This window comes from Massilia varians (genome assembly GCF_027923905.1).
GTDB classification, from domain to species: domain Bacteria; phylum Pseudomonadota; class Gammaproteobacteria; order Burkholderiales; family Burkholderiaceae_D; genus Telluria; species Telluria varians_B.
Genome location: NZ_AP026966.1, coordinates 511,292 through 535,625, shown reverse-complemented (window position 1 = coordinate 535,625; position 24,334 = coordinate 511,292). Strand labels below are relative to the sequence as shown.

Below are 24,334 nucleotides of genomic sequence, written 5' to 3'. Positions count from 1 at the left end.
CAACGCCGGTCAAGACGCCGCGCCCTCCTGCATCCGGAGCCTGTACAGTGCACTGAAGCAATGGCATATTGGCAAGGCGCGTAACAAAACGCTCGTTCGCAAAATTAATGGAGACCCAATGAAGAAAAGTATCCTGGCCGCGCTGCTCGGCACCTGTTTCGCAATCCCGGCCTTCGCGCAGACCAGCGTGCAGATCTACGGTATCGCCGACGCCGGCGTCATGTGGCAGAAAGGCGGCCCGACCAAGATCTATAGCGGCGGCGCCGACGGTTCGCGCATCGGTTTCAAAGGCACCGAGGATCTCGGCAACGGCTACAAGGCAATCTTCAATCTCGAAGCACGCGTCGAGCTCGACACCGGCACCCAGCAGCCGACCCTGATGAACGACAATCCGGGTACCTACCTGCTGCGCGGCATGAACGGCATTCCACCGGCCATTCTGAGCCGCCTGCAAACGCTGATCCAGCCGCCGGGCGGCCCGGCCGTCAACCAGGAACGCGCCCTGTTCGACCGCACCGCCATGGTCGGCCTGATCACTCCGGTGGGCGCCGTCCTGCTGGGCCGCATGTACACCCCGGGCTATGAAGTCTTCAACAAGGCCGACACCTTCGAATCGGGCACCGGCGGCACCTGGGGTCACGTGACCGGCGGCACTGCGGGCTTCACCGCGCTGGGCGCCGACATCCGCTCGCAGGAAGCCATCCAGTACCGCATCGCCCTGCCGAACGGCATCGGCGCTTCGCTGATGTACGGTCCGAAGGGTTCGGGCTACCTGGGCCGCTACAACAAGTTCCGCGCCGGCGCCGTCACCTACACCGCCAACGGCTTCGACGTCGGCATCGGCTACAACCACGGCTACGACCAGCAGAACCGTCCGAGCCTGCGCACCACCACCGTGGGCGGCTCCTACCAGCTGAACGAGACCTGGAAACTGTTCGCCGGCTTCCACAGCCAGCGCAACACCAACTCGGTGCTGATGGCCGATTACACCGCCGGCTGGGACGCGGGCGTGGCTCCGGTCCTGACCCAGCAGGGCGTGCCGGCACTGAACCAGGCTGCACTGCGCAACATCTTCGTGACCGCGCTGCGCAACAACACCCAGCAGGACGCTAACAGCTACCAGGTGGGCGCGCACTACAAGGTGGGCAGCGGCCGCATCATGGCCCAGTACGCGCACCAGAACGACCGCACCGCCACCAACAGCGACGCCAACCTGTACGCGATCGGCTACGACCACTTCCTGTCGAAGCGCACCGATCTGTACACCGTCGCGGCCTTCATCAAGAACAAGGGCCTGGCACAGTACTCGCCGGGCACCTCGGGCAACCCGGGCGGCTTCACCGAGACCCCGGGCGCCGATGGCCGCGCGCTGCAAGTCGGCATCCGCCACCGCTTCTAAAGCACCGCCGCTCCCCAAAGACGCCCTGCCTGCCAGGGCGTCTTTTTTTATGTCCGTCGCGGATTGCCCGTCAGGTAGAATGGCGGACGGATATCTTTCACTCGAGCTTTCATGACCACCGATACGATCGACGCCAAGGCCGTCGCCCAATACCTCATCGACCACCCGCAATTCTTCGAGGAGCACGCCGGCCTGCTGGGCGAAGTGAAACTGTCGAGCCCGCTCACCGGCCGCGCCGTGTCGCTGCAGGAGCGCCAAATGGAGGTCATGCGCGACAAGTACCGCGTCCTCGAGCTGCGCCTGTCCGAGCTGACCCGCCGCGCCGAAGAAAACCACGCCATCGCCAACCGCTTCCACGCCTGGAACCAGGCGCTGCTCGCCTCCAAGGGTGGCGCCGCCATGCCGCGCGACCTGGTCGACGCGCTGCGCACCGAATTCATGGTGCCGCAGGTGACGCTGCGCTTGTGGAGCCTGAAGCCGGACTATGCCGACACCTGGTTCACCGAAGGCGTATCGGACGATGCCAGGATGTTCGCGGCCAGCCTGCGCGCGCCCTACTGCGGCCTGAACAACGACTTCGAAGCGGTGCGCTGGCTCGACGACCCGGCCGCGGTCCGCTCGACCGTCCTGATGCCGCTCACGGCAGGCGGCAAGACCTTCGGCCTGCTGGTGCTCGGTGCGCCGAACGACGACCGCTTCACCGCGACCATGGCAACCGACTTCCTGGTCCACATCGCCAGCACCGCCAGCACCGCGCTGGCCCCGCTGCGCGCCTGACGGCCATGGAGGCGCTGGACTGGCCGAGCCGCTACCTGGCCGAGCTGGCCACCCAGCGCCAGCTGTCGCCGCACACGGTCGCGGCCTACCGCCGCGACCTTGCCGAGCTCGCCACCCTGGCCGGCCACGAAGACTGGCCGAAGCTGACCCATCACGACGTGCGCCGCTTCGCGGCCAAGCTGCATGCCGGCGGCCAGTCGGCGCGCTCGATCGCGCGCAAGCTCTCCGGCTGGCGCGGCTTCTACGAGTGGCTGTCGCGCCAGACCAGCCTGGCGGCCAACCCGGTCGAGGGCGTGCGCGCCCCACGCCGCCCGAAAACCCTGCCCAAGGCCCTGTCGGTCGACGACGCAGTGCAGCTGATGGAAGCCAATGCCAAGGGCCATCCCGAGCCGGCCGAGCTGTGCGACCGCGCCATGTTCGAGCTGCTGTATTCGAGCGGCCTGCGGGTATCGGAACTCACCGGCCTGGACGTGGCCTATACCGAGGCCGGCAACGGCCTGCCCGCCTCGCTCGGCTGGCTGGACCTGGCGGCCGGCGAAGTGGTCGTCACCGGCAAGGGCGGCAAGATGCGGCGCGTGCCCGTCGGCGCACCGGCGTGCTCGGCGCTCAGCGCCTGGCTGGCCGTACGCTCCCCTCCCCGCGACGGCAGCGCCGCGCTGTTCCTGTCGAGCCGCGGCGCCCGCATCACGCCGCGCGTGGTGCAGACCCGCCTGAAGACGCATGCGTTGCGCGCGGGCACCCCGGTGCACGTCCACCCGCACGTGCTGCGCCACTCGTTCGCTTCGCACGTGCTGCAATCCTCGGGCGACCTGCGCGCGGTGCAGGAGCTGCTCGGTCACGCGAGCATCACCTCGACCCAGATCTACACGGCGCTGGATTTCCAGCACCTGGCTGCGGTCTATGACAAGGCCCATCCAAGGGCGAAGTCGAAGTAAGCGAAGCGATCGCATTGCCCAGGGTATTGAGATACGTCAAGACGCTGCACGGTTGATCGATGGTGGTGTTGCACGAAATCCGGCATAATCCCCCGATTATCCCGCCTTGATGCGGGCGCAACCGACAGCAAAGCGAACATGGAACCCATCCCAAGCACCATCCTTACCGGCTTCCTCGGCGCAGGCAAGACCACCCTCCTCAACCGCATCCTGCACGAGGAGCACGGCCTGAAGATCGCGGTCATCGAAAACGAATTCGGCCAGGAAAATATCGACAATGAGATCCTGGTGCGCGACACCGGCGAGCAGATCGTCGAAATGAACAACGGCTGCATCTGCTGCACCGTACGTGGCGACCTGATCGTGGCGCTCACCAGCCTGGCGCAGAAGCGTGCCGCCGGCGAGATCGCGTTCGACCGCGTGGTGATCGAGACCACCGGCCTGGCCAACCCCGGCCCGGTGGCGCAGACCTTCTTCGTCGACGAAGAAGTGGGCGCTAACTACATGCTTGACGCCGTGGTGACCGTGGTCGACGCGCGCCATGCGATGGACCAGCTGGACCGCCACGAGGAAGCCCAGCGCCAGGTCGGCTTTGCCGACAAAATCCTGCTGTCCAAGACAGACCTGGTCGACGCCGCCGCCGTCGATGTCCTGAAGGCGCGCCTGCACCGCATCAACCCGCGCGCCCCGATCTCGACGAGCGACTTCGGCCGCGCCCCGATTTCCGAGGTGCTGGATCTGCGCGGCTTCAACCTGAACGACAAGCTGGAACTGGACCCGGACTTCCTGCGCGCCGAGGAAGACCACGACCACGACCATGAACACGAGCATGGCGAACACTGCGGTCACGACCATGCCCATGGCGAGGCCTGCCATCACCACGACCACCACCACAGCCACCACACCGACGACATCGCCGCCTTCGTCTTCAAGAGCGAGCGCGCGTTCGACCCGGAACGCCTGGACCAGTTCCTGGGCAGCATGGTACAGGTCTTCGGACCGCAGATGCTGCGCTACAAGGGCGTGCTGTCGATGCACGGGGCCGACCGCAAGGTCGTATTCCAAGGCGTACATCAAATCATGGGCAGCGACCTGGGCGCAAAGTGGGGCGAAAGCGAAACCCGTGGCAGTAAAATGGTGTTTATTGGTAAAAATTTACCAAAAGACGTATTTATCAGCGGACTTGAACAGTGTTTGGTATAAACTACATCAGTTTTGCGGGTCGCCCCGGACCCGCTGACGACCTGCCGACCTAGTTGGCAGGCCGGGCACCGGCACTAGCGCGCCGGCGCATCCGGGCATCGTCCCAAGCCAGCTGCATGCCGGGCCGGGACAGGCAGTGAAGGACGGCGATTGCCGTCCGGGGCAGCAAGCGCGGCACATCCGTTATAAAAGTGTCAACGCCAAATTTGCTGCTAAAATGAAAACCTCTGTCGTATCGAAGGCATCATGACTAAAACAACCAAACCGAATACCGCCGCGCAGCTCGAAGAACGCCTTCTGACGGAAGAAGAAATTCGGGCGATGAGCGACGACGACTACATGAATCCGGCCCAGCTCGCGTTCTTCCGCAACCGCCTGCAAGAGCTCGAGAAAGAGCTGCTGAAGAATGCCGGCGAGACCACGGAACACCTGCGCGAAACCGTGCTGGTGCCAGATCCGGCCGATCGCGCGACCATCGAAGAAGAACATGCGCTGGAACTGCGTACCCGCGACCGCGAGCGCAAGCTGCTCAAGAAGGTCCAGCAATCGCTGCAGGCCATCGAGAACGGCGAATACGGCTGGTGCGATGAAACCGGCGAGCCGATCGGCGTGGCGCGCCTGATCGCCCGTCCTACCGCGACCCTGTCGTTGGAAGCCCAGCAGCGCCGTGAACTGAAGCAGAAACTGTACGGCGACTGATCCCCGTCCAACTTTACCGAGAAAAGCATGCACCGCAAGGGGCATGCTTTTTTCTTTTGTGCGCGGCAGAATGTTTCGTGCATATGCCTATTTCCTATGGGATACACTAGGGGCGGTGCGCGTGTGCGCAGCACATGCCGTGCGCGGCCGTGCTAAGGTCGTGTCCGTGCCGGGACTTGTTCATTTATCCATTGAGGACCATGGGGCTGTTCTCCTTCCTGAAGAAAAAGAGCGACACGCCAGCAGACGAGGAGGCATCCGATTCCTTCCTCGCCGTGGACACGCGTCTGCGCGCCGGCGAGCCCTCGCGCCTGGCGTCGGAAGCCGAGCGCGAACGCCAGCGCGCCATCGCGCGCGCCACCGCCGCCAAGATCGACGAGATCGAGCTGGAAATGAGCTCCGCCATCTTCGACGATGAGCCGGCCTGGGGCAGCGCGGCGCGCCGTCCCGCCGCCGCGCCGGCATCCGTCCCTGATCTGGCGCTTGCCGCCGACGAACTGCCCGACGCCGCGGCCGTGCCCGCCACCGCGCCGGTCGTCGAGGAAGGCGCCATCCTGTACGCCAACGGCCAGGCCGGCGCCGCCGACAGCCTGCTGCGCGACAGCCTGGCGGACTTCGGCCGGCGCGAGCGCCTGCCCTGGTGGATGCTGTTCGACCTCTACCAGGCCACCGGCCAGGAAACCCGGTTCGAGAGCATCGCCATCGACTACGCCAGCCATTTCGAGACCTCGCCGCCGGCCTGGCAGCCGCTTCCCCTTGCGCACGACCTTCCCCAGCTCACCGGGGTGGCCGCCGCCGAAAGCTTCGGCCCCGTTCTCGACGGCGGCATCGCCGCGCGCCTGCAGCGCCTGCTCGCCGCGAAGGCGCCGCTGGTGCGCGTCGACGTCGGCGCGGTGCGCAGCGCCGATGCCGAAGGCTGCACCCTGCTCCTGAAGGCGCTGCAGACGCTGCGCAAGGAAGGCCGCGAACTGGTGCTGGCCGGCGCCGACACCCTGATGGCGACCCTGCGCCCGATGCTGGCGGTGGGCGAGCGTACGCCCGGCGAGGCGCCCTGGCTGCTGCTGCTCGAACTGCTCCTGCTGTCCAACCGCGAAAAGGATTTCGAGGAATCGGCGATGGATTACTGCGTCACCTTCGAGGTGTCGCCGCCCTCGTTCGAGACCTTGACGCACGTGTCGACCGCGGCGCCGGCGCCGGTGGCGGGCGACCGCTTCCTGCTGCCGCCATTGGCACTGGGAGACTGCGCGGCGCTGCTGACTGCCATCGACGCCTACGCCGAAGGGCGCGAGGTCTTGGTGCTGGACTGCTCGCGCCTGGCGCGCATGGACTATGCGTGCGCCACCGCGCTGCAGGGCCGCTTGCGCCTGCACACGCAGCAGCGGCGGCGGGTCGAGCTGCGCGAGCTGAACCACATGGTGGCGGCCCTGCTGCGCCTGCTCGGCTATACGCACGACGGCGGCATCCGTCTTTACCCGCATCGGTACTGACATGCCGAGTACGTTCTAGCGCGGCCTCAGCCGATATTGTCCAGAAATGCCCGAATTAACCGTCTGGCGTATTCAACTGAACCTGAAGAAGACCTCACCATCTGGACAACAAACTTGTCGAAATTCCTTTTATTCTCAAATACTTGTGTGACCTGAGTCCGGACGTCCACTGCAATGTCCCGCCTGGCGTCGATTCCAAGCAATGCAGCGCCAGCCACTTCGAGTTCGTAGTCGTACTGTTCGAGCAGATCCAGCGCTTCGTCGTAGAGCCTGTCGAATTGACCAGCCTGATGGTAGCTGCGCAGAACAAGAAAAACGTCGGATGCATGTTTGTCCCGTTCGGGACGATCGTTCCAGGCTAGTATTTTGAGCACGACCATGGCTGGAAGGGATACGATCTTGACCTGAAAACCAGGCGCGATTTCGATGTCGAGGGCACTGGCGTAAGCATCTCCATATCCCGCTACATTCATGACGGATTCACCGTTTGGTGGCCATGCGATTTCGCCTTCTTTTTCAACGCCATCGAAAGGCACGAGATCAAGCGGGTAGGCGCCTTCATCCGTACCGAACATCAGCCGATGTGCGTTTGCGCCAAGGGTCAACTCTCCGGTTGAGGAGTAATACCGTTCAGTTAGCGTAAAAATGTAGGGTGGTCGGCTTCGCCGACCGCGCGTCCAAGTCACCAATGCACTGTGGCAGAGCAAAATGGAGTTGAACGCGTGGCCGGGAAACCCGGCCACGCTACGCTTAACTGAACGGCATTACCGGTTGAGGAGAGCTTTATTTTCAGCCGCTCGTAGTCATCCCATGAGGAGATCGCAACGGCGAAATCGATATCTCTGGTTGCACGGGCAGTATCGAGTCCGTGTACGTGCTCGACCAAGATGTCGCGTGCGCTTGCGCCGATGACGAAATAAGGTATCGCCAGTTGCTTCATTACTGCGTCAAGCGTGCGAATCAACGTCAGTAGCGTATCAGCAAGAGGTTTGTCAGGCCTGATTTTCAACATCAAAGCAGATCTCTTTACGCAATTTTTCCGCTACCTCCATCGTTCTTGCATCGCCCATTCCGACCAGGTCTGCGTAAATCAAGGCATCGGGAACAGTCGGGAAACATAGCAATTCGTTCGTATTCCAAAACATGCTAACCAGTTCCACTGGCCCTTGAGGGTCGCGACGAAGCTTGAGTTCTTGCACGAGCTCCTTCAAGACACGCTGGTCCCCAAAGTCAATGTACAAGCTCAATGAACCTGGTTTCAGTCCAAAGTTCCGATATGCTGCTGCTAACTCGCCACCCAGAGCTACTTCGCGCATCCGTGGAGTCACGCGGTCGAGCAGAACCGTAAGCGAATCGGCAGAGCTCATCCTGATCGTTTCAAGCTTGGGACGAAGCCGACCCAAGTATCCCTCTGTCCAGGCATCAAGCCATCGTTGGGGCGCTACCAGCATGCGTTGCCCCGGCCTTGGACTGCTCAGAAGTCCCATTTCTTCAAGCATGGCCAACGCGCCGCCAACTGCTCCATGGGAGATGGACGCCACCTCTGCCATTTTTCGGACGCTGCTGTTGAGCATGTCGGGTCGTGTCAGGATAGCGAAAACAAGACGAAGCGCGGCTGGCGTCAATCCGCGGGTTACTGCCGGGTTTTCCCTTGCTATCTCTCTGCGGCCCGAGACATAGATGTACAAGCCAGGCTGACGCAGAAAGCAATTTCCTGCATGATCGATAAATTGAAGGCCGATTTCTCGGCATTCGTTCATCATAACGTTGCTGAGTGATCGTGTAATCAGCAGGCTATTGCCGTGCCGCGCCATAAACCTCAGCAGTTGATCGCGACGGTCAATGACTGGTTTAACGTCAAAAGGCAGCTCGTACATATGTCCGTGATCTGCATTAAGCTCCAGAAAACCGTCATGATCGGACTCCTGCCGCTTAGTGATAGATGCATCAAGTCCGGTGGTTTGATGGAAAGCTTTTATCGCCTTACCCAAAAAAGAAAAATCGTCATGTGATGGCATATGCTCAGCAGACTGTCCATAAATTTTAATTGTCCACGTAACGTGGTCGCACTACCATTTTGGACACTGTCCAAAAATCTGTCAACGTTCACGTAACGTGGACAAGAACATAGTGTGGACAGATGAGTATGTGCGCTCGAATTATGGTTGAGCTTATCTTGCAATTCAATGCACCCACCCCATCTGCGGGTGGCTAGACAACCACGAGGCTAAAAATGGAACAATTTCACGGCACCACCATCGTCAGTGTGAGGCGCGGCAGCCAGGTCGCGCTGGGCGGCGATGGCCAGGTCACGCTGGGCAACGTCGTCATGAAGGGCTCGGCGCGCAAGGTGCGCAAGCTGTACCAGGGCAAGGTCCTGTGCGGATTCGCCGGCGCCACCGCCGACGCCTTCACCCTCCTCGACCGCTTCGAAGGCAAGCTGGAAAAGCACCAAGGCAACCTGCTGCGCGCCTCGGTCGAACTGGCCAAGGACTGGCGCACCGACCGCATGCTGAGCAAGCTCGAGGCCATGCTGCTGGTCGCCGACCGCGAATCGACCCTGATCATCACCGGCAACGGCGACGTGCTGGAACCCGAAGACGGCCTGGGCGCGATCGGCTCGGGCGGCGTGTATGCCCATTCGGCGGCCAAGGCCCTGTACGAGAACACCGGCATGTCGCCCGAAGAGATCGTGAAGAAATCGCTCACCATCGCGGGCGAGCTGTGCATCTATACCAACCTGAACCACATCATCGAGACCCTGGAATGAACCAGTCCCCCATCATGAACATGACCCCGCCCGAGATCGTCTCGGAACTGGACAAGCACGTGGTCGGCCAGGGCAAGGCCAAGCGCGCGGTCGCGATCGCGCTGCGCAACCGCTGGCGCCGCCAGCAGGTCGCCGAGCCGCTGCGCCACGAGATCACCCCGAAGAACATCCTGATGATCGGCCCGACCGGCGTCGGCAAGACCGAGATCGCGCGCCGCCTGGCCAAGCTGGCCGACGCGCCTTTCATCAAGATCGAAGCGACCAAGTTCACCGAAGTCGGCTACGTCGGCCGCGACGTCGACACCATCATCCGCGACCTGATCGACATCGGCGTCAAGCAGACCCGTCTCAGTGAGCAGAAGAAGGTGCGCCAGCGCGCCGAGGATGCGGCGGAAGACCGCGTCATCGACATCCTGGTGCCGCCGGCGCGCGACTTCGGCTTCAACGTGAACAACGGCGACAGCAAGGAGGGCGACGCCACCCGCCAGACCTTCCGCAAACGCCTGCGCGAAGGCTCGCTCGACGACCGCGAGATCGAGATCGACGTGGCCGACGCCATGCCGCAGATGGAAATCATGGCGCCGCCGGGCATGGAAGAAATGACCGAGCAGATCAAGTCGATGTTCGCCGGCGTCGGCAACGCACGCAAGAAGCCGCGCAAGTTGAAGATCAAGGAAGCGATGAAGCTGCTGGTCGACGAGGAAGCCGCCAAGCTGGTCAACGAGGACGAGCTGAAGCAGAAGGCGATCGCCAACGTCGAGCAGAACGGCATCGTGTTCCTGGACGAGATCGACAAGATCGCCACCCGCTCCGAACACGGCGGCGCCGACGTCTCGCGCGCCGGCGTGCAGCGCGACCTGCTGCCGCTGGTCGAGGGCACGACGGTGAACACCAAATACGGCATGATCAAGACCGACCACATCCTGTTCATCGCCTCGGGCGCCTTCCACCTGTCGAAACCGTCCGATCTGATTCCGGAGCTGCAGGGCCGCTTCCCGATCCGCGTCGAACTGGAATCGCTGTCGATCGACGACTTCAAGAGCATCCTGACCTCGACCGACGCCAGCCTGACCAAGCAGTACGAAGCGCTGCTGGCCACCGAAGGCGTGCAGGTCGTGTTTACCGACGACGGCATCCACCGCCTGGCCGAGATCGCGTTCTCGGTCAACGAGCGCACCGAGAACATCGGCGCGCGGCGCCTGTACACGGTGATGGAAAAGCTGCTCGAGGAAATCTCGTTCACGGCCGGCCTCGAAAAGGACCAGACCGTCACCCTCGACGCGGCCTACGTCAACGCACGGCTGGATGCGCTGTCGGTCAACGAAGACCTGTCGAGGTACGTGCTGTAATGCGCGTCCTGTAAATCTTTAGAGGGAGAACCGGCGATGGCAAACAAGGCATTGGCGACGCGGCAGAAGATGCGGCTGCGGGTGGAGCCGGCCCAGAACTTCGGCAAGCCGCGCAACCCGATCGCGGCACTGGCCAAGGCCAGGTCCGCCGGGCCGCATGCCAAACCGCTCTCGAGCGAGCGGCAGGAGGCCAAGCGCATGCTGAAAAAGGCCAAGCTGGTCGCGGACGACGACTGAGCCACCCTCTCCCCTGGAAAGACTTCCCCTTGGCGGGCCGCGCAAGCGTGCCCGCCTTTTTTACGTCCGACCGTGCTGCCGGCAACCGCGGTGTGGTATCGCCGCCCTGACGATCTTGCCTACTCGACAATTCACAGGTACATTCAGTCGACATGTCATATTTACTACAGGAACACCATGAGTTCACCGGAGCTGGTCCTTGACGTGCTGCGCGCCGAACTGCGCACCGCCAACATTACCTATAAAGACCTGGCCGGGCGCATCGGCGTGAGCGAATCAAGCGTCAAGCGCATGTTCGGCCAGAAGGACATGGCCCTGTCGCGCCTCGCCCAGATCTGCCAGGTGACCGGCATTGCGCTGGAGGACGTGCTGCGCCGCGCCGCCGACTCGCGCCCCCAGGCCGACGCCCTCACCCTGCCGCAGGAAACCTCGCTGGTCGCCAATCCGCGCCTGCTCCTGATGGCGATCTGCTGCCTCGGACACTGGTCACTGGGACAAGTAACCGAAACCTACCGCCTGACCGAGCCGGAGTGCATCACCCTGCTGGCCGAGCTCGACCGGCTCGGCCTGATCGAGCTGAAACCGCTGAACCGCTACAGCCTGCGCGTTTCGAACGCCTTCCGCTGGTTGCCGGACGGCCCGGTGCAGCGCTTCTTCCGCGAACACGTGGTCGAAGATTATTTCGCCGGCAGGTTCGACCGCCCCGGCGAGGCACTGATGTGCCTCCCGGCGCGCCTGTCGAGCGCCAGCGCCCAGGAGCTGGCCTCGAGGATCGAGCAGCTGGCCGGGGAACTGGCGCGCCTGCACCGCAACGACCGGCGCCTGCCGCTGCAGGAGCGCGACGGCTATACGCTGCTGCTGGGCTTCAGGTCCTGGGAGTTCGCCGCGTTCACCGCATTGCGGCGCGCATGATGACGGCGACCACGATTGGCCGGCGCAGGCGCCTGACGTTCTGGGGCGCCGATGAGAACGACGACAGCCTGCCGCGCGCCGTGATGGCGGGCCGCAAGACAGTCACGGCCGACACCGTCGAGGACTACTACCAGCCCTACGGCGAATACGGCGACGGCAGCTACGAGGCGGGCGACCTGATCGAAGTCTACGACCTGAAGCAGCGCCTGCGCTGCCTGATCCGTGCGACCAAGGTGTACACCATCCGCTTCGGCGACATCCCGGAAGAAGTCTGGCGCGGCGAGGGCTTCGCCAGCGCCCGCGAGTTCCAGGAAGTGCACATCCGCTGCCTGCCCCAGTACCAATTGCACGACGACTTCGCCTTCGTCACCTTGCATTTCGAACTCGTCGAGGTGATCGCGGCCTGAGACGGCTCGCCCGCTGCTGTATCATGCGCATCCTGAAAACGAAAGCTGCGCATGCTCACCATCACCATCAAGCAGGGCAAGGAAAAGGCCATCCTGGCCGGCGACCCCTGGATTTATCTCTCCGCCATCGACAGGGTCGAGGGCAAGCCCGCCGAGCGCAACAAGGCGGGCGCCACGGCCACCGTGCAGTCCTCGTCGCGCCAGTTCCTGGCGCGCGCGGCCTACAACGCCAAGTCGCAGATCGCGGCCCGGGTCTGGACCCTGCGCAAGGATGAGCCGGTCGACCACGCCATGATCAAGCGCCGCGTACAGGCCGCCGTGCAGTCGCGCACTGAAGCGCTGCAGGACGCCGATCCGCAGGCACTGGTCCTGCTGGTCGACGGCGACCGGCACGGCTTGCCGGGGCTGCTGGTGCACAGCCATGGCGGCGCCACGGGCTACCTGGTCTGCCAGTTCAATGCCGCCGGGGTCGACCTGTGGAAGGTGCCGGTCGTGCAGGCGCTGCTCAAGGCCACCGGCTGCCCCAACGTATACGAGCGCAGCGACGAACTGGTGCGCAAGGCCGAAGGACTGCCCGTCACGCGGCGGGTGCTGGCCGGCGAGGAACCGCCCCAGCGCCTGATGGTGCGCGAAGGCGGCCGGCTGCTGCCGATGGACATTCGTACCGGCTTCACCTACCCGCGCTGATCTGCGGGCTGCGCGTTTGACGACGGCCCTTCCCGGATCACCACTGCTGGGGCTTGCACGGGACGGGCAAAAATAAAACGCCGCATCGCTGCGGCGTTCCTGCTTACTGGGTCGGGTTCGGCTCGCCCACCGGGCTGTTCACCGCCCGGGTCGGGGGCGGCATCTGCACCTGGTGCGGCGGCGGCGGGTTCTGTCCCTGCTGTCCCTGCTGTCCCTGCTGCCCCTGCTGCGGCTGGGTCATGGTCGGATCGGGCGGCGGGGGCGCTTCCTGGTTCGGCAGCTCGGGCTCCGGGGTGGTCAGCGCGACGCCGCCGCCCGGTTGCTGCTGCATGTTCCCCGGCGCGGCCACGACACCGGGCGCGGTCTGCGGCTCGACACCCGGCACGGGCGCGGCGGCCACCGGCTGCGGTCCGGGTGCCGGCGGCGCCATGCCCGCGTGGCTGGAGGCGCCGGTATCGGGCGCCAGGTCGACGCGCTTCATCACGCCGCCCTCGGACAGCATCACGTATTTCGGATGCACCTCGGCCACGGTCACGCCGGGCACGATCTCGCGGCCGATCCGCACCGCCTTCGGCGGCGAACCTTCGGCCACCAGGATCACGGCGCTGTTGATGCCGGCCGAGATGACGCCGGTGAGCTGGTAGTTGGAGATCGCCACCGCGGTCGGCTGGCCGCCGAACAGGTAGGCGGCGGCTTCAGGGGTCGGCTCGGCCAGGGCCATGGCCGGCGCCGGCGCCAGCGGGCGCTGCTCGGGCTTGTACAGCTGCAGGAACCAGTAGGCGATCGAGGCGACCAGCAGCACCAGGGCGAGCAGGGTGAGGAGGAGAGGCAGACGCTTGTTCATGGTTTCCTTCTTATTCTTGTATTAGCGCACCAGCTGGTTGATTTCGATAATCGGCATCAAGACCGCCAGCACGATCAAGAGCACCACCAGGCCCATGGCCAGGATCAGCACCGGCTCCAGCAGGCCGGCGATGGTGAGCGTGCGGCGCTCGAGGTCGGCCTGCTGCGAATTGGCGGCACGCTCGAGCATGCTGGGCAGCTCGCCGGTGATCTCGCCGGCGCGGATCATGTGCACCAGCATCGGCGGGAAGTGCTTCTGCGCCGACAGGGCGCGCGCCAGGCTCACGCCTTCGCGCACGCTGCCGGTGGCCTGTTCGACCAGTTCGCGCATCGCCACGTTCGACAGGGTGTCGCGGCTGGTCTCGAGCGCGCGCAGGATCGGCACGCCGGAACCGGTGGTGATCGCCAGCGTGCTGGCGAAGCGCGCCGTGTTCAGGCTGCGCTCGAACTTGCCGTACACGGGGGCATTGAGCAGCCAGGTATGCCAGCGCCGCTTGAGGTCGGGATTGCGCAGCGCGCGCCGCCACAGCCAGAAGGCGCCGGCCAGCAGGATCGCGACATAGATGCCGTAGGCCCGCACGAAGTCGGAAATCGCCAGCATCATCACGGTGAGGAAAGGCAGCTTCTGCTTGGTGTTGGCGAACACCGAGACGATCTGCGGCACCACGTAGGTGAGCAGGAAGATGACGATGGCGAAGGCGACCACGGTGACGATCGCCGGATAGGTAAACGCCAGGCGCACCTTCTGCACCAGCGCGTTGCGGCGCTCGATGTAGTCGGCCAGGCGCGACAGCACGCGCGAGAGCTGGCCGATCTGCTCGCCCGAGGACACCAGGGCGCGGTAGATCTCGGCGAAGTCGCGCGGGTGGCGCGACAGCGCGCTGGAAAACGCCACGCCGCCGATGACTTCCGAGCGGATCGAGGCGATCAGGTCGCGCACATAGGGCCGCTCGGCCTGCTCCAGCAGGGCGGTGAAGGCCTGCTCCAGCGGCAGCCCCGCCTCCAGCAGGCTGGCCAGCTGGCGCGTGAACAGCGCCAGCTCGACCTGCGACAGGCGCTCGCCGAAGCCGCGCGAGCGCGCCACGCCGGCATCGTCGACCTGGGCCGCGATCTGCTCGACAGAAAGAGGCGTCAGCCCCTGGGTACGCAGGTCGGCGCGCGCCGAGCGCGGACTGTCGGCGTTGACCACGCCCTTCCTGGTCGCGCCGCCGGCGTCGACGGCTTCGTAGCGAAATGCCGGCATGGGCTTTCCTTAATCCTTGGTCACGCGCACCAGCTCGGCGCGCGTGGTGGTGCCGTCCGCCAGCCAGCGCTCGCCATCCTCGCGCATCAGCCTCATGCCCGACTTCTGGGCGGCGGCGCGGATCTCGGCTTCGGAGGCCTGGTTGTGGATCTGGGCGCGGATCTCTTCGGTGGTTTCGAGCAGCTCGTAGACGCCGACCCGGCCGTGGTAGCCGGTGTGGCCGCAGCGCTCGCAACCCACCGCATGCCAGCCGCTGGCGTCGCTGACCTTGCAGTGCACGCAGAGCTTACGCACCAGGCGCTGGGCCATCACGCCCAGCAATGACGACGACAACAGGAAGGGCTCGATGCCCATGTCCAGCAAACGGGTCACGGCCGAGGCCGCGTCATTGGTGTGCAGGGTGGCCAGCACCAGGTGGCCGGTGAGCGAGGCCTGCACCGCGATCTGCGCCGTTTCCAGGTCGCGGATCTCACCGATCATGATCACGTCCGGGTCCTGGCGCAGGATGGCGCGCAGGGCCTTGGCGAAGCTCATGTCGATGCGCGCGTTGACCTGGGTCTGGCCGACGCCGTTGAGGTCGTATTCGATCGGGTCTTCCACCGTCATGATGTTGGTGGTGGACGCGTTCAGGCGCGACAGCGCGGCGTACAGCGTGGTGGTTTTACCCGAACCGGTCGGGCCGGTGACCAGCACGATGCCGTGCGGCTGGTTGATCAGGCGGTCGAACTGCGGCAGCATGTCCGGCGCCATGCCCAGGTGGCTCAGGTCGAGCCTGCCGGCTTCCTTGTCCAGCAGACGCAGCACCGCGCGCTCGCCGTGGCCGGTCGGCAGGGTCGAGACGCGCACGTCGACCGGCTTGCCGCCGATGCGCAGGGTGATGCGGCCGTCCTGCGGCAGGCGCTTCTCGGCGATGTCGAGCTGCGACATGATCTTGATACGCGAGATCAGCGAGGCGTGGATCGCCTTCTTCGGGCGCACGATGTCGCGCAGCGCGCCGTCGACGCGGAAGCGCACGACCGAGGTCTGCTCGAAGGGCTCGATGTGGATGTCGGACGCGCCTTCGCGCAGCGACTGCGTCAGCAGTGCGTTGATCATGCGGATGACCGGCGCGTCGTCCGAGGATTCCAGCAGGTCTTCGATGGCGGGCACGTCCTGCAGCAGGCGGGTCAGGTCGAGGTCGGCGTCGAACTCGTCCACCACCTGCGAGGCGTCGCCGCCGGCGCCGGCATAGGCCTTGGCGATGGCGTCGTCGAGCTCGCCGCGCTCGAGGCGGCGCAGGGTGATGCGGCCGAAGCGGCGCGAGACTTCCGCGATCGCGCTGGGCGCCGTGGCGCTCGATGCCAGCACCTCGACGGCCTGGCCGGGTTCGTCACCGCCGCGCGCCAGCACGCCGTGGTCACGGGCGAAGGCGAAAGGCAACAGATTGTTCATGGTCAGCTTATTTCTGGTTCGATGGCGTCACCGGACGAAACTGGGACTGCGGCGTCGCCGGCTGGTTCTGCTGGCGCTGCTGGCCCTGGGGCACCGGCTGGCCGCTGGCCGCGCCCGGGGCGCTGCCGGCCACGGGCGCCGCCTGCACCGGCGCGGTGGCCATGGTGCCGCCCACCGGCGGCTGGCCGCCCGTCAGCGGCGGCAGTTGCGGCGCGCCGAGGTTGCGCATCAGGAGCGTGTCTTCCTGGCTGGCCTGGCCCGAGGCGCCGACGGCGCGCATGTATTCGTAACGGTCCATGGCCAGCGAGTGGGAGGCTTCCTTGCTGCGCACCACGACAGGACGCAGGAACACCATCAGGTTGGTCTTGACCCGGGTGCGGTTGCGGTACTTGAACAGGTTGCCCAGCACCGGAATGTCGCCCAGGCCGCGTACTTTCTCTTCGCCATCGCCCTCGGTATCCTCGATCAGGCCGCCGAGCACGATGATCTGGCCGTCGTCGGCCAGCACATTGCTTTCGATCGCGCGCTGGTTGGTGGTCAGGCCCTGCGGCGCGTTGCGGGTGGCCGGATCGACGCTCGAGTTTTCGTGGAGGATCGCCATCTTGATCGTACCCCCCTCCGAGATTTGCGGGCGCACCTTGAGCAGCAGGCCGACGTCGCGGCGGTCGACGGTCTGGAACGGGTTGCCGCCGCCGGTCGCCGCCGTGGTCGTATACGAGCCGGTGATGATCGGCACGTTCTGGCCGACCTTGATCGTCGCCAGCTCGTTGTCCAGCGTGATCATGTTCGGTGTGGACAAGATATTGGCATTGCCATCGTTTTCAAGGGCGCGCGCCACCGCGCCAAGGCCCAGCTCGCCGCCCACCTGGCGGAACAGGCCGAAGGTCAGGCCGCCCGGGATGCTCGGCACCGAGGTGCCGGACAGGCCGGTGCGCGCCGCCGCGGCCAGGTTGACGATGTTGCTGCCCTGGGCCCCGCCGGTGAAGGACTGGACGCCGCCGACGCGGTACTTGCTGTCGCTGTCGCCCGAGGCGCCGATCCACTGCACGCCGAATTCCGAAGCCTTGTTGGACGTCACTTCGACCACCAGCGCCTCGATGTAGACTTGGGCGCGGCGCACGTCGAGCTGGTCGATGACGCTGCGCAGGTTGCGGTACACGGCGTCCGGCGCGGTGATGATCAGGCTGTTGGTCGAGGCGTCGGCCTGGATGAAGCCCGAGCCCTGGCCCCCGCCGGCGCCGCCGGCGGTAAGCTGGCTCTGCTGGCCATAGGCGCCGCCGGTGCCGGCCGTGGCCAGGCTGCCCTGCTGGACCTGCTGGCTGCCGAGTCCGCCCTGGTTGCCGCTTCCGCCCATGCCTGCCGAGCCGCCCTGGATCGAACCGCCCGCGGTGCCCTGCTGCTGCACCGGCACCGCGGAAGCGTCCTGCGACACCACGGCGCGCAGGGTTTGCGCCACGCGGCTAGCGTCGGCATTCTTCAGGTAGACGACGTGGATATTGCCCTGCGTCGAGGTCTGCTGGTCGAGGCGCGCGATCAGCGACTTGGCCAGGTTGGCGCGCGCCTGCGAGGGCGCGCGGATCACGACCGAGTTGGTGCGCGGGTCGGCCAGCACGGTGACGCGGCCCGAGTCGCCGCCGGCGCTCGGTTCCATCAGGCGGGTGACCAGCGCGGCGATGTCGCTGGCGATCGCGTTGCGGATCGGAATCACATCGAGGTCGGCCGCCACCGGGGTGTCGAGCGCGGCGATGATCTTGGCCAGGCGGCGCAGGTTGTCGGCGTAGTCGGTGATGACCAGGGTATTGTTGCCCGGGTTCGCCATGATGGAGTTGTTCGGCGAAATCAGGGGACGCAGCACGGCGGTGAGGTTGGCCGCCGATTCGTAGGAGAGATAGAACACCTGGGTGGCGATCTGGTCGCCGGTGGCGCGGCTGGCGCGTACGCCGCCTACCTGGGTCGGCGAGGACTGGGCCTTGGCTTCGGCTTCCGGCACCACCTTGGCATAGCCGTCGCCGCTGGTGACGACGGCATAGCCCTGCAGGCGCAGGGTCGAGGTCAGGAGGGCGAAGGCCTGGCTCTTGGTCAGCGTTTTTTCCGACACCAGGGTGATCGTGCCCTTTACCCTTGGATCGATGATGAAGGTCATGCCGGTGTAGTGGCCGATCGCCTTGATTACCGATTCGATGTCGGCGTTGACGAAGCTCAGCGCCGCGGCGTTCGCACTCTCCTGCGCCTGGGCAACTGCTGGAAGGAATGTTCCTGCCGTCGTCGCGGCGAAGCAACACAGCATGGCGCCGGCCGCGACGCGGCGCATACTCGGCATGATGGGCAGGCGGAGGTGGGGTCGAGCAAAGGTGGTGCGAATGTTGTTGGTCATTATCTGAACTCGAGTGCGATTATGTTTTTGCCGTTCACCATGCGGCGCTGGCCCAGCAGGTTGAGCATATTGCCCAGCGTCTGTTCGTATCCTTCGGCGGCCGAGGCCTGGCCGGAAAAGCGCAGGCGGCCATTTTGCAGCATACCCGAGCCCGTCAATACGAGCGCACCGCGTACGGTGCGCAGGTTCAGGTCGGCCTGGCTGCCGCGCCAATCGAATGCCATTTCATAGCTGCCCAGCGGCCGGATGGGCGACATGCGCGAACCCATGTCGCTCATGGTCAATACCGTACGGCCCTGTACCGCTACCGTATTGGGCTGGCGCAGCAGGTCAAGCGTATTCCAGACCAGCCGGATGGTGCCGGAGGGCGCCAGCGTGTTGAGCGGCGCGCCCAACCCGGCCAGGCCCTCGGCCGGCAGCAGCAATTCGCCGCTGCTCACCTGCCACTGCGACCAGTTGCCGTCGATGCGTACCGGACGCGCCAGCGCTTGCGGGTTTTCCAATTCCATGTGGACTTGGCCCAACATCACCATCGGCGACAGGCGCCATGCGAAGCGGCCCGGCAGCAGCGGGGTCACCGCCCCACCCTCGCCCGGCGCTCCGCCCACAAAGGCTGAGCCGTTCCAGAGCGTACCCTGCGCATCCCCGAGAGTCAAACGGCCGCCGGTCTGCTGTTCCACGATCGGCCCCAGCCAGGAGGCGGGCAGGAAGGCCAGCACCGTGACCAGCACGGCCAGCACGACCGGCACCAGCCATAACAGCAGGCGCCTCATTGGGCCGGCGCGCTGGCCTGGCGCAGCGTGAGGGTGGCATCGACCTGTCCCACCGCGGCGAGCGCGGTGAAGGTGGCGTCCTGCACCTGCACGCGGTTTTCGCGGCGCTGGGCGTCGAGCCAGGACACCAGGTTGGCGAAGGACACGCCGTTGAACTGGATCTTGGCGTATTCGCCGGTCATGGTGACCGAGGCGGCCTTGAGGCCGCGCTGGGCCATGCTGGCGTTCAAGCCTTCCGCGCTCATGGGTGCTACCGACGGCGCCGGCGTGGCGGCCAGGGCCTGGGCTTCGGCGGCCATGGTCTGCAGCTGGGCGGCCTGCTGGCGCAGTGCCGGCAACGAGCGTTTCAGGCTGTCGCGCCCTTCGATGGCCGGCGCCAGCAGCAGCGCATAGACCAGCGACACCCCTACCACGATGCCGCCGACGGTCAGGAACTTGCGCTCCTGGTCGGTGCGGCCCAGCCACCAGGCGAGGGCGCGCTCGCGGAGCGCACCGAATTTGGCGCCAAGTTGCGCGCCGACGTTTCCTGCTGCCTTCATTGTGCTGCTCCCATGGTGGCGACCTGCGCGGTTCCCGCTGCGGCACCCGTGCTGCGGATGACCCAGGTGGCCGGTGCGCTTTCTTCCAGACTCATGTTGCGCGCTTCCAGGATGGAGCGCAGCTGGGCCGTGGTGGCGGGGTCGACGGTGTCAGGTTTGACGCGCACGGTGAGCGTGCGTTCGCGGAACTCCATTGACGCCACCGTGGGCGGGCGCCCGAGGCCGCGGACCGCCTCGCCGAGCTGGCCGGCGATCCAGCCGAACTCGTCCGGGCTGACCTGGCCGCTGGCGGCCTTGGCGCGCGCGATGTTCTGGCGCATCTGGGCGACCGGGTCGATGACCGGCTGGGCCGGATAGGCGCTGCGGAAGGTCTGGGACATGCCCTGGCGCACCGCGTCGGCTTCGCGCTTCAGGCGCAGCCATTCGATGTTGACGCCGATGATGTTGACCACGATCGCCGCCAGCGCGAGGCGGATCGGCCAGCGCCAGCGGCTCCAGTCGCGCTGGGCGACGCCGGCAGTGCCGAGGCCCGGCACCAGGTCCATGGTGCTGCTTTTGCTGCCTGCGATCCAGTGTTCCCAGGCTTCGCTTTCCAGCGTGATGCCGGGGCCGGCCTCCGCCAGCAGGGCCTGGTATTCGCCGAGCTGCTCGCGCGGCACGTACAGGGCCAGGGGAGCGTCGCCGGCCAGCGCGCGCGCGGTCTGCAGCGCGAGGGTCGGGTTGCCGTCCAGGGCCAGGCCCAGGCCTTCGTACTGGCCCTGGCGCAGCAGCAGTTCGCCATTGCCGATGGCGGCGCTGACGCTGCCCGGCAGCAGGGGCAGGCACAGCTGTGCGGGGACGGCGGCGACCGCGCGCGCGCCCATGCCGAGCAAGCCCTTCACCAGCGGCTCGAACCATTCGCGCTGGACCACGCCGACCGGACGGCGGCCGTCCGGCAAGGGCGGCCCGGCCACCAGCACGCAATCGAGCGGGTCGCCCAGGATATGTTCTTCGACCAGAGCCGGCAGGGCCGCGCGCAGGCGCGCGCCGGTCAGCGGCGGCGCCTGGACCGGCAGCAGCGTGACGTCGGCGCCGGCCAGGAGCAGCACCACGCGGCGGCTGGCGGCGACCACGTCGCCCAGGTTGCGCAACAGGCCTTCGCCCTGCTGCGCGATGGCGCCGGTGTCAAGCACCACCGCAAAGCGGCACAGCGCGCCCTCGCCTTCGGCTCTAGCCGGGTGCCGGATATAAAGAGTAGTCAAACTGTCTCGCTTTCTTCTAGTTCTGGCGGGTCCAGATTACTTCGGTGCCGCCGCCGACCATGGCGGCGGGGTTACGCCTGATCAGCGATTCCGCGTTCAAGGCCGCACGGTCGAGCCGGATACGGCTCTGTACAATAAACCAGTCGCTCTTGACGCCCCAGGTCTCGGCCAACTGCGCGTCGGCGCCTGCCTGCGTGGCAAAAGCCGCCGTGTCTCGCCATGGCGCCACCCTTCTGCGCTGCTCGACCAGGGTATTGGCGCGGGACAGCGACATCCCCGGCACGATCGCCGACAGCAGCTCGGCCGGCACGGTATTCACATTCAGCTTCGTCGCTGCGGCTCCGTAGGGCAGCACGATCACGAAGGGACGCAGCTTCGCCATGACCTCCTGGGTGACGCCCTGCACCGCCAGCAGATCGTCCACCCGCAGCACCGGGATCGGCACGCCGTTGACCGGCGGGACGGGCGACAAGGTCGTCGGCGTCGGGGCAGGCGGATTCCCAGGCGGCGGCTCGGCTGGATTGTTCGTATCCACCGGCGCCGCTATCTGCTGTCCCTGTGCGACGAAGTCCGCGATCCGGTTCGCGAGGCGCACGTCGAGACGCAGGTTGTCCAGCAGGCGAGTGAAGATCGCCACTTGTTCCTGCACCTTCTGGCGGTCACGCGCCAGGTTGGCGAGATTGTAACGCGACGTTGCGTCAATAATATTACCGGACAAGCTCGCATCGAAATTTTCCCCTTCGACGCGTTCGCGTTCGATGTACTGGTCGAGCCGGGTCTCGGCCAGCGGCGTGGCCCAGACCTGGTCGAGCGAGGTGTACTGCGAGGTATAGGCGTCCTGGCGCAGCACCAGGCTGGCCCAGTCGAGGGCGCCGCGCAGGATCCACTTGGTCTGCAGGTGCAGGCGCTGGTTCTCCATCGAGCGCACCTGTACCTGCTGCTGCCAGAACAGGCTGGCGACGATGGAAATGGCGAGCGTGGTCAGGAGCAGTGCCGTGACCACCGCCACGCCGCGCTGGCGGCCGGTAGAGGGCGAACGGCGCATCAGGTGCCTCCCAGCAGGAAGAACTTGACCATTGGCACATCCCGGCCCTGCACGACCAGGCCGACCTGCAGGCCGCCCGGGTCTTCGGCCTGGGCGCCGTCGGCGACCGGGGCCGGTTTGAGGCGCCACTGGTTGCCCTGCCAGGCCATGATGCTCATGCCGAGCAGGCCGCTTTGCAGCGCCACCGGCGTCGACGCTTCCGACGGCGCGTCGCTGCCGGCCGCCTGCCACAACGCCTCGAGCTGGGCCAGGTCGCGGGTGCCGCGCGATTCGCGCCGGATCAGCTTGCCGTCCACCAGGCGGTAGGAGACCACGACCAGCTGCGAGGGTTCGTTTTCGTTGTAGACCTTGCGCACTAGCATGAAGCGTCCTTCTTCCCAGAGCAGGTTGGGACGGCGGCCGATGATCTCGCGGCCGGCCAGGTGCTCGCAGTCGCTCTGCATCTGGGCAAAGGCCAGCTGCATGCCGCGCGTGGTTTCCATTTCTTGCGTCAGGGCGATGCGGGCGCGCACGATGCCGTCCAGGCCGCGCCAGCCGAGCACGGCCTGGATGGCAAGGATGCTGATCGCCACCAGCAGTTCGACCAGGGTGAAGCCGCGGCGAGTGCGGGAGCGGTGTGGGATGCCGGGTGTCATGTCCGCGCGGGCCTCAACACGAGCTGAACCAGTTTGACGATGCGGCGCGTCGGACGTTCGGCGTCGAACACCGAGACTTCGATCCGGCGCAATTGCGGGTTCGGGCTGGTCAGGACTTCCTCTTCGCAAATCAAGTTGAGCTCGCCTTGCGGGCAGGGGAAGTTGCGCTTGCCGACTTCGGGCCATTCGCGGCCGAGGCGGATCTGCACCAGACGGTTCTCGGCCGACCAGGTGGCCATCATGGCGGCGCGCAGGCCGTCGCTGTTGGCGGTCAGGCTACCGACGGCGCGCAGGCCGGCGCCGAGCGCGGTGCCGACGATGACCAGGGCCACCAGCACTTCGAGCAGGGTGAATCCGCGTGCGCGCATCATCGTTGTTCCTTCATTCGACGCTGAAGTGGCCGATGCCGTCGGCACGGATCGCGACCGCGTTGCCGGCGGTGGCGAGGGTCAGCACGAAGGGCTTGTCGACCGGTTCGCGCCCGAAGGTGATGCGCACGGTGCCGGGGTCGCTGCTCATGCTCGGCTCCAGCACCAGCTGCAGGGGGGCGCCGCGGAACGTGCGTTCGCGCAGCAGGTCGTCGCGGGTGACCGGCTCCCAGCCGGTGTCGTTGCGCACCACGAAACGGTAGCGCTCGCCGTTGGCCTCGAAGGCCACCTGGCGGTTGCGCACGATGGCTTCGTCACGCGCCAGCTGCAGCAGCAGGGCCAGGCGCTGGGCCTCCTGCTGCAGGTTCTGGCGTGGCGAAGGAATGGCGTTGAGCGAAGCGAGGCCCAGCGTGATGCCGATGATGACCATCACGACCAGCAGCTCCACCAGGGTGAAGCCGGCGCTCGCCGGACGGCGAGATGGGGCGCTCAGGGCCCGCATCGGAGACCTTATTCCCAGGAACCGATGTCGGCATCCTCACCGGTACCGCCGGGCTGGCCATCGGCGCCCAGCGAGAAGATGTCCACTTCACCATGAATGCCCGGCGACAGGTACTGGTAGGAATTGCCCCACGGGTCTTTCGGCAGCTTTTCCATGTAGCCGCCGTCCTTCCAGCCGTTCGCGGCCGGGCCCGAGGTGGGCTTGGTGACCAGGGCCTGCAGGCCCTGCTCGGTGCTCGGGTAGCGCTGGTTGTCCAGCTTGTAGAGCTTGAGCGCCTGCGACATGGTGGCGATGTCGGTCTTGGCGGCGGTGACGCGCGCCTCACCGGTGCGGCCCAGCAGTTTCGGCACGACTAGGGCGCCGAGAATGCCGATGATCACCACGACAACCATGATCTCGACCAGGGTGAAACCGCGTGCGCGGCGCTGCTTGCGTTGCGAATCAATGTGCATGGATGCTCTTCGTAAGTAGGTCGGTT

The 24,334-nt window shown here is 65.9% G+C and carries 27 protein-coding genes; 12 read left to right on the top strand and 15 right to left on the bottom strand.

All coding sequences use genetic code 11. From position 1 onward, the window contains the following. Positions 1-118 precede the first annotated feature (118 nt). The 6 genes from MasN3_RS02510 to MasN3_RS02485 all read left to right on the top strand — a co-directional run bounded on the left by MasN3_RS02510 (position 119) and on the right by MasN3_RS02485 (position 6,500). Complete coding sequence (locus tag MasN3_RS02510; protein WP_281912006.1) at positions 119-1,399, top strand: porin; 1,281 nt, start codon at positions 119-121, stop codon at positions 1,397-1,399. A gap of 111 nt (positions 1,400-1,510) precedes the next feature. Then, a complete protein-coding gene (locus MasN3_RS02505; RefSeq protein WP_281912005.1) occupies positions 1,511-2,176 on the top strand; it encodes a DUF484 family protein in 666 nt (221 codons plus the stop codon). Between the two features lie 5 nt (positions 2,177-2,181). Further along, on the top strand, positions 2,182-3,111 hold the full coding sequence (gene xerC / locus MasN3_RS02500) for a tyrosine recombinase XerC (RefSeq protein ID WP_281912003.1): 930 nt from the start codon (positions 2,182-2,184) through the stop codon (positions 3,109-3,111). A gap of 138 nt (positions 3,112-3,249) precedes the next feature. Beyond that, complete coding sequence (locus MasN3_RS02495; protein ID WP_281912001.1) at positions 3,250-4,314, top strand: CobW family GTP-binding protein; 1,065 nt, start codon at positions 3,250-3,252, stop codon at positions 4,312-4,314. A 246-nt stretch (positions 4,315-4,560) separates the two neighbouring features. Further along, positions 4,561-5,013, top strand: a complete 453-nt coding sequence (gene dksA / locus MasN3_RS02490) for an RNA polymerase-binding protein DksA (RefSeq protein WP_227803235.1) — start codon at positions 4,561-4,563, stop codon at positions 5,011-5,013. 200 nt (positions 5,014-5,213) lie between these two features. Next, complete coding sequence (locus MasN3_RS02485) at positions 5,214-6,500, top strand: STAS domain-containing protein (RefSeq protein ID WP_281911994.1); 1,287 nt, start codon at positions 5,214-5,216, stop codon at positions 6,498-6,500. Positions 6,501-6,526: 26 nt separating this feature from the next. Here MasN3_RS02485 and MasN3_RS02480 read toward each other — a convergent pair whose 3' ends face one another. From MasN3_RS02480 to MasN3_RS02470, 3 genes are all read right to left on the bottom strand, one after another. Then, the gene (locus MasN3_RS02480; RefSeq protein ID WP_281911991.1) at positions 6,527-7,105 is read right to left on the bottom strand and encodes a nucleotidyl transferase AbiEii/AbiGii toxin family protein; all 579 of its coding nucleotides are present in this window, start codon (positions 7,103-7,105) and stop codon (positions 6,527-6,529) included. Between the two features lie 77 nt (positions 7,106-7,182). After that, the gene (locus MasN3_RS02475; protein WP_281911990.1) at positions 7,183-7,515 is read right to left on the bottom strand and encodes a hypothetical protein; all 333 of its coding nucleotides are present in this window, start codon (positions 7,513-7,515) and stop codon (positions 7,183-7,185) included. Continuing rightward, positions 7,493-8,518: a type IV toxin-antitoxin system AbiEi family antitoxin gene (locus MasN3_RS02470; protein WP_281911989.1), complete on the bottom strand. Its 1,026-nt coding sequence runs from the start codon at positions 8,516-8,518 to the stop codon at positions 7,493-7,495. The genes MasN3_RS02475 and MasN3_RS02470 overlap by 23 nt, the downstream gene beginning before the upstream one ends. A 215-nt stretch (positions 8,519-8,733) precedes the next feature. Here MasN3_RS02470 and hslV point away from each other — a divergent pair, with 215 nt between their 5' ends. From hslV to MasN3_RS02440, 6 genes are all read left to right on the top strand, one after another. Further along, positions 8,734-9,270, top strand: a complete 537-nt coding sequence (hslV, locus tag MasN3_RS02465; RefSeq protein ID WP_281911987.1) for an ATP-dependent protease subunit HslV — start codon at positions 8,734-8,736, stop codon at positions 9,268-9,270. A 14-nt stretch (positions 9,271-9,284) separates the two neighbouring features. Continuing rightward, positions 9,285-10,619: an ATP-dependent protease ATPase subunit HslU gene (gene hslU, locus MasN3_RS02460; protein WP_281914614.1), complete on the top strand. Its 1,335-nt coding sequence runs from the start codon at positions 9,285-9,287 to the stop codon at positions 10,617-10,619. Positions 10,620-10,655: 36 nt separating this feature from the next. Then, positions 10,656-10,856: a hypothetical protein gene (locus MasN3_RS02455; protein ID WP_281911985.1), complete on the top strand. Its 201-nt coding sequence runs from the start codon at positions 10,656-10,658 to the stop codon at positions 10,854-10,856. A 177-nt stretch (positions 10,857-11,033) separates the two neighbouring features. After that, the gene (locus MasN3_RS02450; protein ID WP_281911982.1) at positions 11,034-11,768 is read left to right on the top strand and encodes a helix-turn-helix domain-containing protein; all 735 of its coding nucleotides are present in this window, start codon (positions 11,034-11,036) and stop codon (positions 11,766-11,768) included. Beyond that, positions 11,765-12,175: an ASCH domain-containing protein gene (locus MasN3_RS02445; RefSeq protein WP_281911979.1), complete on the top strand. Its 411-nt coding sequence runs from the start codon at positions 11,765-11,767 to the stop codon at positions 12,173-12,175. The genes MasN3_RS02450 and MasN3_RS02445 overlap by 4 nt, the downstream gene beginning before the upstream one ends. A gap of 51 nt (positions 12,176-12,226) precedes the next feature. Beyond that, positions 12,227-12,862 (top strand): SAM-dependent methyltransferase, encoded by a 636-nt coding sequence (locus tag MasN3_RS02440; protein WP_281911978.1) that lies wholly within the window; start codon positions 12,227-12,229, stop codon positions 12,860-12,862. 103 nt (positions 12,863-12,965) lie between these two features. Here the strand turns inward: MasN3_RS02440 and MasN3_RS02435 are convergent, their stop codons facing one another. The 12 genes from MasN3_RS02435 to gspG are packed head-to-tail and all read right to left on the bottom strand — an operon-like array spanning position 12,966 to position 24,308. Continuing rightward, a complete protein-coding gene (locus MasN3_RS02435; RefSeq protein ID WP_281911976.1) occupies positions 12,966-13,706 on the bottom strand; it encodes a hypothetical protein in 741 nt (246 codons plus the stop codon). Positions 13,707-13,727: 21 nt separating this feature from the next. Further along, entirely contained in the window at positions 13,728-14,948 is a 1,221-nt protein-coding gene (gspF, locus tag MasN3_RS02430) for a type II secretion system inner membrane protein GspF (protein ID WP_281911975.1), read from the bottom strand. 9 nt (positions 14,949-14,957) lie between these two features. Further along, positions 14,958-16,379 (bottom strand): type II secretion system ATPase GspE, encoded by a 1,422-nt coding sequence (gene gspE / locus MasN3_RS02425; RefSeq protein WP_281911972.1) that lies wholly within the window; start codon positions 16,377-16,379, stop codon positions 14,958-14,960. A 7-nt stretch (positions 16,380-16,386) separates the two neighbouring features. Next, positions 16,387-18,699, bottom strand: a complete 2,313-nt coding sequence (gene gspD / locus MasN3_RS02420) for a type II secretion system secretin GspD (protein WP_281911969.1) — start codon at positions 18,697-18,699, stop codon at positions 16,387-16,389. Positions 18,700-18,752: 53 nt separating this feature from the next. Then, the gene (gene gspN / locus MasN3_RS02415; RefSeq protein WP_281911968.1) at positions 18,753-19,526 is read right to left on the bottom strand and encodes a type II secretion system protein N; all 774 of its coding nucleotides are present in this window, start codon (positions 19,524-19,526) and stop codon (positions 18,753-18,755) included. Then, the gene (locus MasN3_RS02410; RefSeq protein ID WP_281911966.1) at positions 19,523-20,065 is read right to left on the bottom strand and encodes a type II secretion system protein M; all 543 of its coding nucleotides are present in this window, start codon (positions 20,063-20,065) and stop codon (positions 19,523-19,525) included. The genes gspN and MasN3_RS02410 overlap by 4 nt, the downstream gene beginning before the upstream one ends. Further along, complete coding sequence (gene gspL, locus MasN3_RS02405) at positions 20,062-21,306, bottom strand: type II secretion system protein GspL (protein WP_281911964.1); 1,245 nt, start codon at positions 21,304-21,306, stop codon at positions 20,062-20,064. Before gspL ends, MasN3_RS02410 begins: the two co-directional genes overlap by 4 nt. Before the next feature lie 16 nt (positions 21,307-21,322). Next, a complete protein-coding gene (gspK, locus tag MasN3_RS02400) occupies positions 21,323-22,351 on the bottom strand; it encodes a type II secretion system minor pseudopilin GspK (protein ID WP_281911963.1) in 1,029 nt (342 codons plus the stop codon). Continuing rightward, complete coding sequence (locus MasN3_RS02395; protein WP_281911962.1) at positions 22,351-22,986, bottom strand: PulJ/GspJ family protein; 636 nt, start codon at positions 22,984-22,986, stop codon at positions 22,351-22,353. Before MasN3_RS02395 ends, gspK begins: the two co-directional genes overlap by 1 nt. Beyond that, positions 22,983-23,357 (bottom strand): type II secretion system minor pseudopilin GspI, encoded by a 375-nt coding sequence (gspI, locus tag MasN3_RS02390; RefSeq protein WP_281911960.1) that lies wholly within the window; start codon positions 23,355-23,357, stop codon positions 22,983-22,985. Before gspI ends, MasN3_RS02395 begins: the two co-directional genes overlap by 4 nt. Positions 23,358-23,367: 10 nt before the next feature. Beyond that, positions 23,368-23,856, bottom strand: a complete 489-nt coding sequence (gspH, locus tag MasN3_RS02385; RefSeq protein ID WP_281911958.1) for a type II secretion system minor pseudopilin GspH — start codon at positions 23,854-23,856, stop codon at positions 23,368-23,370. Positions 23,857-23,864: 8 nt separating this feature from the next. Continuing rightward, positions 23,865-24,308: a type II secretion system major pseudopilin GspG gene (gspG, locus tag MasN3_RS02380; RefSeq protein WP_281911956.1), complete on the bottom strand. Its 444-nt coding sequence runs from the start codon at positions 24,306-24,308 to the stop codon at positions 23,865-23,867. Positions 24,309-24,334 lie beyond the last annotated feature (26 nt).

Bases quoted from the DNA above. Each gene is read 5' to 3' on its own strand.
- MasN3_RS02510 (WP_281912006.1), top strand. From the start codon at position 119: ATGAAGAAAAGTATCCTGGCCGCGCTGCTCGGCACCTGTTTCGCAATC.
- MasN3_RS02505 (WP_281912005.1), top strand. From the start codon at position 1,511: ATGACCACCGATACGATCGACGCCAAGGCCGTCGCCCAATACCTCATC.
- xerC (WP_281912003.1), top strand. From the start codon at position 2,182: ATGGAGGCGCTGGACTGGCCGAGCCGCTACCTGGCCGAGCTGGCCACC.
- MasN3_RS02495 (WP_281912001.1), top strand. From the start codon at position 3,250: ATGGAACCCATCCCAAGCACCATCCTTACCGGCTTCCTCGGCGCAGGC.
- dksA (WP_227803235.1), top strand. From the start codon at position 4,561: ATGACTAAAACAACCAAACCGAATACCGCCGCGCAGCTCGAAGAACGC.
- MasN3_RS02485 (WP_281911994.1), top strand. From the start codon at position 5,214: ATGGGGCTGTTCTCCTTCCTGAAGAAAAAGAGCGACACGCCAGCAGAC.
- MasN3_RS02470 (WP_281911989.1), bottom strand. From the start codon at position 8,518: ATGCCATCACATGACGATTTTTCTTTTTTGGGTAAGGCGATAAAAGCT.
- hslV (WP_281911987.1), top strand. From the start codon at position 8,734: ATGGAACAATTTCACGGCACCACCATCGTCAGTGTGAGGCGCGGCAGC.
- hslU (WP_281914614.1), top strand. From the start codon at position 9,285: ATGAACATGACCCCGCCCGAGATCGTCTCGGAACTGGACAAGCACGTG.
- MasN3_RS02455 (WP_281911985.1), top strand. From the start codon at position 10,656: ATGGCAAACAAGGCATTGGCGACGCGGCAGAAGATGCGGCTGCGGGTG.
- MasN3_RS02450 (WP_281911982.1), top strand. From the start codon at position 11,034: ATGAGTTCACCGGAGCTGGTCCTTGACGTGCTGCGCGCCGAACTGCGC.
- MasN3_RS02445 (WP_281911979.1), top strand. From the start codon at position 11,765: ATGATGACGGCGACCACGATTGGCCGGCGCAGGCGCCTGACGTTCTGG.
- MasN3_RS02440 (WP_281911978.1), top strand. From the start codon at position 12,227: ATGCTCACCATCACCATCAAGCAGGGCAAGGAAAAGGCCATCCTGGCC.
- MasN3_RS02435 (WP_281911976.1), bottom strand. From the start codon at position 13,706: ATGAACAAGCGTCTGCCTCTCCTCCTCACCCTGCTCGCCCTGGTGCTG.
- gspF (WP_281911975.1), bottom strand. From the start codon at position 14,948: ATGCCGGCATTTCGCTACGAAGCCGTCGACGCCGGCGGCGCGACCAGG.
- gspE (WP_281911972.1), bottom strand. From the start codon at position 16,379: ATGAACAATCTGTTGCCTTTCGCCTTCGCCCGTGACCACGGCGTGCTG.
- gspD (WP_281911969.1), bottom strand. From the start codon at position 18,699: ATGCCGAGTATGCGCCGCGTCGCGGCCGGCGCCATGCTGTGTTGCTTC.
- gspN (WP_281911968.1), bottom strand. From the start codon at position 19,526: ATGAGGCGCCTGCTGTTATGGCTGGTGCCGGTCGTGCTGGCCGTGCTG.
- MasN3_RS02410 (WP_281911966.1), bottom strand. From the start codon at position 20,065: ATGAAGGCAGCAGGAAACGTCGGCGCGCAACTTGGCGCCAAATTCGGT.
- gspK (WP_281911963.1), bottom strand. From the start codon at position 22,351: ATGCGCCGTTCGCCCTCTACCGGCCGCCAGCGCGGCGTGGCGGTGGTC.
- MasN3_RS02395 (WP_281911962.1), bottom strand. From the start codon at position 22,986: ATGACACCCGGCATCCCACACCGCTCCCGCACTCGCCGCGGCTTCACC.
- gspI (WP_281911960.1), bottom strand. From the start codon at position 23,357: ATGATGCGCGCACGCGGATTCACCCTGCTCGAAGTGCTGGTGGCCCTG.
- gspH (WP_281911958.1), bottom strand. From the start codon at position 23,856: ATGCGGGCCCTGAGCGCCCCATCTCGCCGTCCGGCGAGCGCCGGCTTC.
- gspG (WP_281911956.1), bottom strand. From the start codon at position 24,308: ATGCACATTGATTCGCAACGCAAGCAGCGCCGCGCACGCGGTTTCACC.